At 34.7% G+C, this 12,411-nt stretch carries 11 protein-coding genes; 3 read left to right on the top strand and 8 right to left on the bottom strand.

Annotated features, from left to right (window positions below; all coding sequences use genetic code 11):
• Positions 1-42: 42 nt before the first annotated feature.
• Both HU235_RS12790 and HU235_RS12795 read left to right on the top strand, forming a co-directional pair.
• Positions 43-597 (top strand): phosphatase PAP2 family protein, encoded by a 555-nt coding sequence (locus HU235_RS12790; protein ID WP_095301702.1) that lies wholly within the window; start codon positions 43-45, stop codon positions 595-597.
• A gap of 91 nt (positions 598-688) precedes the next feature.
• Positions 689-1,831 carry a glycosyltransferase family 4 protein gene (locus HU235_RS12795; RefSeq protein WP_174880449.1) on the top strand — a complete coding sequence of 381 codons (1,143 nt, stop codon included), beginning with the start codon at positions 689-691 and terminating at the stop codon, positions 1,829-1,831.
• 57 nt (positions 1,832-1,888) lie between these two features.
• Here the strand turns inward: HU235_RS12795 and HU235_RS12800 are convergent, their stop codons facing one another.
• Both HU235_RS12800 and HU235_RS12805 read right to left on the bottom strand, forming a co-directional pair.
• Positions 1,889-3,187, bottom strand: a complete 1,299-nt coding sequence (locus tag HU235_RS12800) for a methyl-accepting chemotaxis protein (protein WP_174880450.1) — start codon at positions 3,185-3,187, stop codon at positions 1,889-1,891.
• 125 nt (positions 3,188-3,312) lie between these two features.
• The gene (locus HU235_RS12805) at positions 3,313-4,122 is read right to left on the bottom strand and encodes an RDD family protein (RefSeq protein WP_145581742.1); all 810 of its coding nucleotides are present in this window, start codon (positions 4,120-4,122) and stop codon (positions 3,313-3,315) included.
• 119 nt (positions 4,123-4,241) lie between these two features.
• Between HU235_RS12805 and HU235_RS12810 the strand changes: the two genes are divergently transcribed.
• Positions 4,242-5,219, top strand: coding sequence for a stage II sporulation protein M (locus HU235_RS12810; RefSeq protein WP_174880451.1), 978 nt, complete (start codon positions 4,242-4,244; stop codon positions 5,217-5,219).
• Here the strand turns inward: HU235_RS12810 and HU235_RS12815 are convergent.
• The 6 genes from HU235_RS12815 to asnB all read right to left on the bottom strand — a co-directional run.
• Entirely contained in the window at positions 5,197-6,558 is a 1,362-nt protein-coding gene (locus HU235_RS12815) for a DUF58 domain-containing protein (RefSeq protein WP_095301707.1), read from the bottom strand. The genes HU235_RS12810 and HU235_RS12815 overlap by 23 nt on opposite strands.
• Entirely contained in the window at positions 6,509-7,438 is a 930-nt protein-coding gene (locus HU235_RS12820) for an AAA family ATPase (RefSeq protein WP_174880452.1), read from the bottom strand. Before HU235_RS12820 ends, HU235_RS12815 begins: the two co-directional genes overlap by 50 nt.
• Positions 7,435-8,571, bottom strand: a complete 1,137-nt coding sequence (locus HU235_RS12825) for a DUF4350 domain-containing protein (RefSeq protein WP_233452216.1) — start codon at positions 8,569-8,571, stop codon at positions 7,435-7,437. The genes HU235_RS12820 and HU235_RS12825 overlap by 4 nt, the downstream gene beginning before the upstream one ends.
• A gap of 32 nt (positions 8,572-8,603) precedes the next feature.
• On the bottom strand, positions 8,604-9,248 hold the full coding sequence (locus HU235_RS12830) for a DUF4129 domain-containing protein (protein WP_174880453.1): 645 nt from the start codon (positions 9,246-9,248) through the stop codon (positions 8,604-8,606).
• Between the two features lie 115 nt (positions 9,249-9,363).
• A complete protein-coding gene (locus HU235_RS12835; protein ID WP_174880454.1) occupies positions 9,364-10,269 on the bottom strand; it encodes a hypothetical protein in 906 nt (301 codons plus the stop codon).
• Positions 10,270-10,483: 214 nt separating this feature from the next.
• A partial coding sequence (gene asnB / locus HU235_RS12840) for an asparagine synthase (glutamine-hydrolyzing) (RefSeq protein ID WP_174880455.1) occupies positions 10,484-12,411 on the bottom strand: 1,928 nt, incomplete at its 5' end.

A 12,411-nucleotide genomic window follows, 5' to 3' on the forward strand; every position in this document is an offset into this window, starting at 1 on the left:
CTTACAATATTACTAAAGGAGTTAAAAAGGAGAGTTTCTCATATGAAAACGAAGCTTTTTACAAACATGTATGATTTCGAATGCAGGTTATTTCGAAGTGTAAATCGTCATTATGACCGGAAGTTCCTTAATTTTTACTTTCGGCATATTACACATCTTGGAGGTGCTATAGCAACAATTACAGCTAGTCTTTTCCTTATCTTTTTTACAAAGGGACTCATTCAATTAACAGGTATTGCAAGTGCTATTTCTCTTTTAATTAGTCACCTACCTGTTGCACTAGTAAAAAAGCTGTACCCACGTAAACGGCCGTATATTACCCTAATGGAAACGAAGGTACCAGCTAATCCATTGAAAGACCATTCATTTCCATCAGGACATACAACAGCTATTTTCTCAGTTATTATTCCATTTATATTATTTATCCCTGAACTCTCTTTCATACTTTTACCTATAGCCATTAGCGTTGGGATCTCAAGAATGTATTTAGGCTTGCACTATCCTTCCGATGTTTTAGCCGGTTGTTTACTAGGCTGTTCATCTGGTGTATTAAGCTACTTTATGCTTAACCAGCTTATATTTACAGCTGCTATTTAACCTTAATATGTAGAATCCTAGCTTAAAAAGTCTTGTTAAATAAGCTTCATATTTCTAGTACCTTTTTTCACTTAGTTACTGGGGGGATACGATGAGAATAGCTATATTTACAGATACTTTTGCTCCGGATGTTAATGGGGTGGCCAGAACGCTGAAACGGTTTACTGATTATCTTGATAAAATCGGGTATGAATATAGAGTTTTTGCTCCCGAAAGTACAAGTGAGAGCCTATTTTCTAGTCATATTCACCGATTTACAAGTTTACCGTTCTTTTTATATCCTGAATGTCGGCTAGCATTGCCGAATATGCTTCATGTAAAGGCAGAGCTACAGCGCTTTAAGCCAGACTTAATTCATGTTGCAACACCGTTTAACATTGGATTATGTGGGTTACATTATGCAAAAAAACTAAACATCCCAATTGTTGGGTCTTATCATACTGATTTTGATCAATATTTGAAATATTATGATTTACAATTTTTATCAAAAGTTTTATGGAAATACATGCATTGGTTTCATAAACCATTAAGAAAAATCTTTGTACCTTCTATCGAAACATTGGATCAATTGAAACGAAAAGGCTTTGCTAACTTACGAATTTGGGGAAGAGGTGTTGATTGCGCACTATTTCACCCTAATTATTCACAACAACATATCCGAGACAAATACCAAATTAAAGAAAAGTTTATTTTAACTTATGTCGGACGTTTAGCTCCTGAAAAGGATATCGAAACATTAATGAATGTAAGTTTACATCTTCCTAGTGAACTTAATAAACATATCCATTGGATCATTGTCGGAGATGGGCCGTCAAAGGAAGAAATGATGACGAATGCCCCAGAAAATATGACATTTGCAGGCTATTTAAGCGGTGAAAGTCTTGCGGAAATTTATTCTAGTTCAGATTTGTTTGTATTCCCTTCACCAACTGAAACCTTTGGTAATGTTGTTTTAGAAGCATTAGCATCAGGAACACCAGCGATCTGTGCTAACTCAGGAGGAGTCAAAAATATCATCAAGGATGGCATAACAGGAATTCTTTGCGAACCACAAAATAGTAATCAGTTTCAAAATGCTATTATTCATCTATTATCTAATCATATCCTTCGAAAGCATATGTCTGCGGAAGCACGTAAGTATGCATTATCACAGACATGGAACAGTATTTTTGATGAACTATTAAAAGAGTATAAAGATGCAATTAGTGAAAATGATCAAATTCGTTATGCATAAATGAGAAAGGTGAATCCTATTAGGACTCACCTTTTTTAATATCATTATTCAAAAGCTTTATTTTTCTGCAATATTAATAACGATATCATTTATTTTTGCACTAATTTCTCGAATTGTCGTAGAGGATTCATTAATTGCTTCAATTGTTTGAACCTGTTCATCAACAGAAGCTGTAATTTGTTCTGTTGATGCAGCCGTTTCTTCCGCAACCGCAGAAACATTCTGGATTGAATCTAAAATAACAGTACTATTTGCTGATACTTTATCAATTTCTTTATTGAGCTTGGAAATTCCCTCAATAATTTTATCAATTGATGTTGAAATATGATTGAATTCATTTTCTGTATCAACAACACTTTTATTTAACCCATTGGAGATTTCAGTTGTTTGAGCCATAATAAGCACAGTTGATTCCGTTTCTTTTTCAATGTTTTGAATCATTGATTGGATTTGTGATGTAGCCTGGTTTGTCTCTTCTGCAAGTTTACGAACCTCTTCAGCAACAACAGCAAATCCTTTTCCATGCTCTCCAGCTCTAGCGGCCTCAATACTTGCATTTAATGCTAATAAATTAGTCTGTTTAGATATATTATCAATCGTTGTAACGATACCTGAAATCTGATCAACACTTTGAAAAAGTGTTGTAATACCTATGCTAATTTGTTCTAACATATCACTATTCTCTTTATTAGATACTTGTAATCCAATTACACTTTCCTTTCCTGTCTCAACGGCTTTCGCACAGTCTTCAGTTAACTGAATAATCCCATTACTTTCCATAGACATTTTGTTTATGCTTTCCTGCAAATCATTTGCTTTATGACTTGTAGCTTCAATATCAGAAGCTTGAGATGTCGAACCTCGGGAAATCTCATTTAACGCCGTGCCAATTTCCTGACTTGTGACTTTTGTTAACTCAGACAATGACGATAATTCATTTGAAGATTTGTCCAATAATTGTCCAGTTTCAAGTAGATTGCGAAAAAATCCGCGAAGTCCATCATTAATTCGATTAAATGACTTGGCAATTAAACCAATTTCATCTGTTCCTTCTTTTAAAGGAGTTTCCAACAAGTTACCTTCCGCCATCTGTGTCGATGCTTTTACCAATTCATTTAATGATTTCACCTTTCTTATTAAAAGGAAATACAAAATGGCAGAACAAATAATCGTAATAACAGCTGTTACACCAAGCATTATCCATAAAAAACTAGCTGCTGTCCCCTTTTCTATCGCATTCTCTGCGAATATATAACCTAATAATCCAATAGAACTAGTCATAACAACGACTAAAATAATCAAGGTTATTAACAATTGTACAGACACCTTTTGAATAGGCTTAATTCTGGTATTCATTTTACTCCCTCACATTCTTTCATTTATACTAGTAATATCGGCTATGTTTCCGCTGTCATTTAGTCTTTTTTTACTATTTTTCTAAAATTAATAAAAAAAACAGCCTTTCAGCTGTTTCTTAATCGTTATAATTCGATTTCCCACTCCTCTTTTAACTTTAAGTAGAGAATAAATAATGTATTCTCGAGCTCATGAATCTGTTTTCCCTCTAACGAAATGTCAATTTTAGGAAAAATAATTTTTGAGACTTCATTCGTTAGTTCATTCCTTTGAGTTGAAGGTAGTTGAACGAAACGATGACAATAGGTTTTAACAAGATTCCATTCCTTTGTCCCCAAAGAGCGAAAAAGCCAATCTTCAATCACTAAGTCTTCCTTAGTTATTCCTCTTCTATTTATTTCTTTCTCTACATTTGTTAGCCTTTTTGCTTTCTTTCTTCGTCTTTCATGGACGACAACCGTTCCGGCAACAAGGTCTCCGATCCGTTTATTTTTCGCATGAAAAAAAACCATGCAAATCCCCACTAAATAATACATTGGTAAAGAATCAATAAATCTTAATAAATTCCGAATGATACTTGATAATAGTGTTAAGCTATGACCATTGTCTTGAATAACACGAATACCAACTATTCGTTTGCCAAGCGTTTTTCCACCTGAAAAATATTCCAGAACTACAAAATAACTAGAGTTTAAGAGAAAGAGTAGAATTAATGCTATAGCGATTTGAAATGTGAATGTTTCCTCAAAAATAACCGTATCGAGTGAACTAGTGCCCAATAAAGAAAAAACTAATCCGACGATTATAATAATGTTTACTAGTGATAAAATAATATAGTCAATTAAAAATGCAGCTGCTCGACTCCCAAGCCCTGCAGTTTGAAATTGAAGTGAAACAAATTCTGGTGTTTTAATATTTATTTGTTCTTGTTGCATAACCATCACCTCTTTTTTGGTTATATTTACCTGTTCTTATTCCTATTTTTCTATAAAATTACTATAATATAAAGAGACCATTTTTTTCTAGTCAATCCGAAAATAAGAAGGTGTCCATAATGAATATAAAGCAATTTGTAAAGCAACATCGTGATGAATGGAAAGAGCTTGAAAATATGATTACAAACTTACATAAAAATAAACGGACAGCTACAAGCAAAACGATCGAGCGATTTAATCGTCTATACCAAAAGTCAGCACAGCATCTTTCATACAGTCAGACATACTTTCCAAATGAAGAAGTAACTCCTTATTTAAATGGACTTGTCTCAAAAGCACATAATTTACTGTACAAAGATCAAATTTCTAGTTTAAAACAAATTCAGCATTTCTTTAGCACCACATTCATTGGTTTATTTATTGCTCAGTGGAAGTTTAGCTTTATCGCTATGCTCATCTTCACCCTTGGTGGTATTGGTAGCTATGCTGCGGTAATGAACGACTCACTTAATCTTTATTCAATTCTTCCAGCTGATATAGCTTATGGGATAAATCCCGATCAGCTTGGAGAGGGCCAGGTCGATGCACCTACGATGTCTGCCGAAATTATGATAAATAATATTCAAGTTGCCATTTTAGCTTTTGCTAGTGGAATTACGTTTGGCATTTTTACCGTTTATTTATTACTTTATAATGGAATCATTATCGGTGCACTTGCAGCAGTATTCTATCAGCACGGAATGATGTATGAATTTTGGGCATATATTGTCCCACATGGAATGATTGAATTAACTGCTATCTTTATTGCAGGTGGTGCCGGCTTGGTAATGGGATACAAGCTTCTTGTACCAGGCCCTTATTCAAGAACGTTTCATCTCAAACTACAGGCAAAACGTTCTGTTCAGCTTTTGTTAGGAACAATTCCTTTATTTGTTATCGCAGCAATGATTGAAGGATTTATTACTCCTGCAAATATTCCACTAGAAGCTAAGTACTTTGTTGCATTTGTAACAATTATTGCATTAATCGTTTATTTGTTTATCGGAAATCAGCTTCTACAAAAAAGAAGAGCTGCTACAGAAGCCCTCGATTCATAATGTCAATATACTGAGAAACAGCTACTGTAGCTAACTTGTCTTCCTTGGCCTCCAACATTTGGAGGCCTTGTTTTTCCCATTTCACTTTTTCCCTTTTTGTCATGAGCATTTGCTGCTGTGCAATACTTTTTACCATCGCATGCTCAATATCTATTGGCTGTAGTCTTATTTTCTTTTTAATCAATTCATCCTCAATCCCGATCATTAAGAAATAATGACGCTGTCTAATTCTTTTTAAATAGATAAGTGCACTTTCTTCATACAAAAACGTTCGTATATCGCTAAATAACATAATAAAACTACGCTTTTTCTGAAGTGATTGTAAATAAGTAAAAACAGCTGCATAATTAGATTCAGCTTGATCAACCTGAACATCATAGACCGCTTGAAGAATTGTTTGCAAATGGGCAATCCCTTTAGCTGGAGGAACATATACTTTGATATCCCTGGAAAACACGAGAATTGAGACATAATCGCCTTTCTGCAGGGCTGCTGCTGCAACGGTTAACGAGGCTTCTACAGCCTTTTCTAGCCTATTTGTTTCTCTTAACTCAGCACCCATCATTCTTCCACAATCAATTAAAATTGTTACATATTTTCCATGCTCAGGTTCGTATTCATTTGTCATGACCTCTTGAAGTTTTGCTGTTTGTCTCCAATTAATTTTCCGCGGATCATCACCAACTACAAAGCTACGAACCTTTGTAAACTCTCCGGCTCCACTTAAATGTTTACGGATTTTTATCCCTTCATGTAGTAAAAACTTTTGAGCATCCTCTAAATAACTTTTTGTTTCTGTTAAATCAGGTATCACTTTAAGCTCATCTTTAAGCTCCAGAGTTACTTGTTTCTCCCATAATCCAAATGTACTTTTATAACGAAAATAGAGCTTTTCAATATTATACTTTCCTCGAACTGGTGCTACAGTTTCATATGTAGCTATTCCACTTGTTTGCCCGCTCAATTTCCCTTTGAACGGAAATTGATCCCTTTTAAAGGATTGTGGAATTCCATCAACAAACCGAAAGTTTAACGGATAATTTGATGCATTATTGATCAAGATTTCTACTTGATAGGTTAATCCTCTTTCCATTTCTTTCGGAATTGAGCGCCTAAAATGCAATTCAGTTTTTTTAGGTGAATAGAGTAAATCGATAAAGCTTAAAAGAAAAAATATCACATTCAAAAAAATAACGAATATCCACGATATATTCCAAAATGAACCGAGCAAAAATAGGACAGATAAGCATAAAAAGAAAAGCGCTAACCGCTTCGTAGGTAATATTCCTCTATCTTGGAACAGGAATCGACCCCACAAGCTCTTCAATGATTTGGTCAACGGTTGCTCCCTCCAATTCTACATGCGGAGATAATTGAATACGATGTCTTAGTCCAGGCTTAGCAACCATCTTAATATCATCTGGTGTTACATAATCTCGTCCAGATAAATATGCCCATGCTTTTCCGGCTCTTCCAATTGAGATCGCTGCACGAGTACTTGCACCAAACCGTAATACATCTGTTTCTCTAGTTCTACGAACAAGCTTTACGATATAATCTAATACACTATCCCCTATCGTAATTTGCTCAATTTCCCTCTTTATTGTTAAAAACTCGTCTAGATCTATAACAGGATTTAATTGCTCTTGATTCTCCTTATTCTCGATAACATGCTTTAAAACATTAATCTCTTCTTCTAGTGAAGGAAAATCTATTTGTAATTTGAATAGAAAACGATCTTGTTGTGCTTCAGGCAGTGGATATGTACCTTCGAATTCAATCGGGTTTTGCGTTGCTACAACAAAGAATACTTCTGGTAAGGAATATGTTTCACCTTGGATTGTAACTTGCTTTTCCTCCATCGCTTCCAATAAAGCTGCTTGTGTTTTTGCAGGAGTACGATTAATTTCATCCGCTAATAGAATATTTGTAAAAATCGGGCCCTTTAGCGTTTGAAATGAACTGTCCTTCATGTTATAAATCGTACTACCTGTAATATCACTTGGAAGCAAATCTGGCGTAAATTGAATTCGTGTAAATGTGCCCCCTATTAAACTTGAAAGTGTTTTAACCATCTGTGTTTTCCCTGTACCTGGGACACCTTCTAATAAAACATGTCCGCCTGCTAGCACAGAGGAAAGTAAAAGTCTAATATTTTGGGTTTGCCCCTTTATTTGCTTTTCATATTGCTCTAATAAGGATGTGAGTTTGCTATTCATCCTTCCTCCACCTCTTTCCTAAGTTGTTCTAGTTTTTTAGACCATAATACATAATCATATTTAGATATTTTCTCTTCATTTAATAAATTCGATAGTTCAGTAACAAACTGATGTATCATTGGTTTCGAAACATTTCTCCATTTTCTTTCAAGACTATCTTCTATTTCAAGCCAGCTCCGATTGTATGAAATCCCCCATCTTTCCTGTAATAAAAGCTTTACATAATCAGCCTGAATTTGAAGGGAATCATGATATCGTTGACTCTTTAAATGCCAAGAGGCAAGCGCTCTTATTCTTTCATCACTAAAGCGAACCATTTCTTCACGAGGAATCATACTAAACCCAAAACGTTTTCCACGTATCCAGAGCAGCAAGCAAATAAGAATACTACCTTGAATAATAAGTAACAAAAACCATTTTGGATATACATTGAATATCGATGTATCTTGCTCACCATGGATGTATTCATTAAAGTAAATCTTGTTTGCATCTATTTTATTAAATAACGTAATCAATAGGGGCAGATGGTCCGCTGATAAAATATGTTCATTCAGCATCCAATTAGGATTATTTGCAACAATTAGTTGACCATTTCCATATTGTCTTTTTAAGGCTACAGCCAAACCAGCTTGATTATGTAATAACACTTCATCCTCTTCGTTCGGTTGAAAAAACACAACCGGATGTAGATCTGATTCATATTCTCTTCCATCCTGACCAATGATTAATTGGTTATCTGACTCAGCAACTGCTTGGAAATGGATAGCCAAATCAAAAATATCTCGCGGGTTTTCTTGAAATAATAGAATGGTATTTCCAGCTTCCATAAATTCAATGTATTCGTTCATTTCATCGGAATTTGGTGTTACAGATGGCTCGAGCATGACTACTAATTGATTTGCCTCATCCTTTGGTAACAAATTTGGAGGAAGTGACCATCGACTTACTGAACCAACTTCTTTATCTAAATATGTATAAAATGCCTTCACACCAGTTGGAGAAGGAGAATGTGAAACATAACTCGGGTAATTCTTTGGCTTTTCAGAACTGATCACATAGCTGCTTATCATAATAATCAGGATGAGGAGCGAAAGTACTATCCATTTGCGTTTATTTGAAAATAATGTTTGCAATTCCTGTTATTCCTCCTTTCCCATTAATGATGCTACCCATTTTTCTTTTCCTCTCGGTTATCACCTAACCATTTCATAGCTTCTTTTTTAAACCGCTCATATTCTTCTTTCGTAATGCTTTTTTCTCCATACGTCGCTTCATCAAAGATGAGAGCTAAATGATAAAATTGCTCTGCCCATTTCTGATTTACACTTTTTAGTTCATCATAATACTCCCAGTTCGTTTTCCATATCCTCGCTACGAGCCATTCCCTTTCATGAAAATAGAGTAATAATGCAAGGAAGAGATGACGTGTTGAAAGCTTGTACTCTTTTTGCCCTTCTTGCTTCAAAGCTTCTGATAAATGCATCTGATATGACCAATCAATTTCATTTATTGATTGCAAAGGCTTATGCAAATGGAATGATTTTTTTCGATTGCGGTTTCGTATTAAAAGGGTAACAAGAAGGAGCAATAATAAAATCGTGATAACGATATTCATCATTAAAATGGTTTCAGAATAATCCTTCGATGGTTCAATAGAAGGAAACATACTATTAAGAAAGTCTATAAACCATTCATTAAGGTCGTTCCACCATTGCTCAAATATATTTTTTGGCTTTTCTTCATATACTTTGTACTCTCTGCTATTTAAGATATTTTCTAATTCATTTCTAGCTTTATCCTCATTTAACATACAACCCCCCCTTATTCGTTTTCTACCTATTTAACAATTAATCTCTAAATCTTATCTGTAGATTATATAGGTAGGAGGAAATTTCTCGATAAATTTCCTCATTTCCTATTAACTTTTATTTATATTCTTCAATCATTTCTTTTAAATCATCCGCATCATATCTAAGCTTCAAATCGAAATACATGACAGCATATCCAATAGAGAAAATCATTGTCGTTAATAATGTGACAATATTGACGATCATTGATTGAAGCACACTACCGCCAAGTAGAAGAGCAACAGAAAATTCAACAGCATAGCTAACACTCATCATAATAAGCATAAAAATAATATAAAGACCGATGATAACCCATGTTCGTTTACTCGTTAATCGCCAACTTCTTCCGAAACCAGGGGATCCTTCCTTCAATGTAACAGAAGCAAAATAAAAGCTCCATCTTGCCATTAAATAAATATATCCAACAGCACAGCCTAAAAATAAAACAATACCTAGCAAAACCCCAACAACAGGGTTAATAACAACCCCAAATCCAGTCAAAAATGTCGTAATAAAAAATGGAATAATTGCTAAACCGAATAAAATAAGTCCAAATAAAATACTGCTTCCTAGTAGTGGGAAAAATCTTACGAATGCTGCCTTTATAACAGAACCCACCGTAAATTCTTCACTTTTTCTAATATGATTAACTGCTAAAATAATAGCTGCCTGTGCGACTGGTAACAAAATGACACCTAACAATAAGAGAATTAAATATCCTACTCCTAAACCGATCATGCTAGCATCAACATAACCGGTGCTTTCAAGTTCCAAAAGTACCTGTTCATACCAAAACCCTTCAAAAATATCTTCTCGGAAAAAACTAGTTCCGCCAATTAATAAGATAATAGCCTGTATTAAATAAATCGGTCCAATTAGAAATAATAAAATGAAAAAGAAATCTACAAATCGATTTTTTGCAAGTCGAAACGTAAAATCTAATATGTCACCAAACCCTTTTGGCTTATTAAACTGTTCATTCATTTGTAAAAATCCTCCTTTGACGTAAAAGTCCCAACAAAAACTATTTTATCATTATTTTTCTATAAGCCACCTAAAAATTTGTAATATTGTCAAATCTAACTACGTTTTTTAGAGAAATAATACTCCTTTCCTTTCCATAAAAAAAGAAGGCTGCTATCCGAGGAAAAGCCTTCTTTAACTTTATGAAAAAATATAATGGCTAATGTCTGTCCAATTAGATTAATGCTTCTGTTTTTTTATCAGGTTCAGAAACAAAGGTTCCTTTTTGTGAATTTCGAACGGCATCAGGAACTTGCCCTTCAATAAATTGCCGATGCCATAATAGGAAGGTAATAACAGTCCATAGCTTTCGGCTATTGTCATTTTTTCCTTTTGCATGATCACTTAACAATTGTTTAATATACTGCTTGTTTAATATATTGTCAGTTGGACTATCATTCACTAAAGTAACAGTCCAATCATAAAGCTCATTTTTCAGCCAAATTCGAATCGGAACAGGAAAGCCTAGCTTTCTCCGATTTACGATATGCTCTGGAATCAGCTCCTTAAATGCCTCACGAAGAATCCATTTTGTCTCTCCATTATTGATCTTAGATGAAGTAGGAAGTTTAGATGCTACCTGAAATACCTCTTTATCAAGAAATGGCACCCTAAGTTCTAGCGAATTCGCCATTGTCATTCGATCTGCCTTTGTTAAAATGTCGCCTCTTAGCCATGTATGTAAATCAATAGCCTGCATTTTTGCCACATCATCTAAATCTCCCAAAGTCTTAAATATCGGTTCTGTTACATGATGAAAGTTTGTCGTTAAAGAGAATTTAAATAACTGGGCCATATCAAGCTCTTTAAAAATATGTGCATTTCCGATATAACGGTCAGATATGCTTGTACAGCCACGATAAATAAAGCTTTTGCCTTTCACCCCATCTGGTATACGACTTGAAGAGGATAAAAGGATTTTTTTCATCATAGAAGGAATGTATCGCCACATAGCTAAATCGGATGGTTCTTTATAAATATTATATCCAGCAAACAATTCATCAGCACCTTCACCTGATAATACAACGGTTACATTTTTTCTCGCTTCACGAGCAATAAAATATAAAGGAATTGCTGCAGGATCTGCAACAGGATCATCCATATGCCAAATAATTTGTGGGAGCTCCTTTATAAACTCATCTGGTTGAATTAAAACTGTTGTATGATCAGTTCCAAGAATATCAGCTGTTTTCCTAGCAACATCTACTTCACTATACTTCTCATATTCAAATCCAACTGTAAACGTTTTTAGTTTAGGTTGAATTCGTTTCGCAAGTGACACAATAATCGTAGAATCAACACCACCTGATAGAAATGCCCCAACAGGTACATCACTGCGCATATGTTTTTCAACTGATTCTGTCAATGTCTTGCGAATCTTCTTCATCTCATCTACTTCATGTGTAAAAGACTTTGGCTGTAAACGCGGCTTAAAATAAGGAGTAAGCTTAAGCCCCTTTTCATTAATGTTTTTCACAAAGTAGTGACCTGGAGGTATCTTTTGGATAATTGTATCCATTGTCGATGGTTCAGGTACATATTGAAATGCAAAATAATGCTGTAATGACTGTTCATTTAATTGATAGCTGTTAATAAACGGTAACAGGCTTTTATTCTCAGAGGCAAAAAATAACCCATCCTGTCTATCCATATAATAAAGTGGTTTAATTCCAAAATGATCGCGTGCACCAAACAGCGTCTTCTCAACAGAATCCCAAATTAGAAAAGAAAACATTCCGCGAATTCGCTCTACAACTTCGCTCCCAATTGTTGCATAAAGAGCAACTAGTACCTCTGTGTCACTATTCGTCTCGCAATCAACCCCTATTTGCTTTAGCCATTCGCGCAGTTCAGTATGATTATAGATCTCACCATTGAAAACAATCATATACCTTCCATTATCATATCGAAATGGTTGATGGCCATTTTCAATATCAATAATGCTTAGTCTACGGAAAGCCATCGACATATGACTATCATGGTAATACCCTTTATCATCAGGACCGCGATGATAGATTAAGTCATTCGCCTGTTGAAATAAACCATTTCGATAAGAAACTACTGCAGTTTCTTCGTAATAAAGTCCACCTACAAACCCACACA

Source organism: Metabacillus niabensis (assembly GCF_902829255.1).
Taxonomy (GTDB): domain Bacteria; phylum Bacillota; class Bacilli; order Bacillales; family Bacillaceae; genus Metabacillus; species Metabacillus niabensis.

Excerpts from the sequence above, each read along its gene's own strand:
- HU235_RS12835 (WP_174880454.1), bottom strand. The coding sequence starts at position 10,269 with ATGAATGAACAGTTTAATAAGCCAAAAGGGTTTGGTGACATATTAGAT.
- HU235_RS12830 (WP_174880453.1), bottom strand. The coding sequence starts at position 9,248 with ATGTTAAATGAGGATAAAGCTAGAAATGAATTAGAAAATATCTTAAAT.
- HU235_RS12790 (WP_095301702.1), top strand. The coding sequence starts at position 43 with ATGAAAACGAAGCTTTTTACAAACATGTATGATTTCGAATGCAGGTTA.
- HU235_RS12810 (WP_174880451.1), top strand. The coding sequence starts at position 4,242 with ATGAATATAAAGCAATTTGTAAAGCAACATCGTGATGAATGGAAAGAG.
- HU235_RS12805 (WP_145581742.1), bottom strand. The coding sequence starts at position 4,122 with ATGCAACAAGAACAAATAAATATTAAAACACCAGAATTTGTTTCACTT.
- HU235_RS12800 (WP_174880450.1), bottom strand. The coding sequence starts at position 3,187 with ATGAATACCAGAATTAAGCCTATTCAAAAGGTGTCTGTACAATTGTTA.
- HU235_RS12795 (WP_174880449.1), top strand. The coding sequence starts at position 689 with ATGAGAATAGCTATATTTACAGATACTTTTGCTCCGGATGTTAATGGG.
- HU235_RS12820 (WP_174880452.1), bottom strand. The coding sequence starts at position 7,438 with ATGAATAGCAAACTCACATCCTTATTAGAGCAATATGAAAAGCAAATA.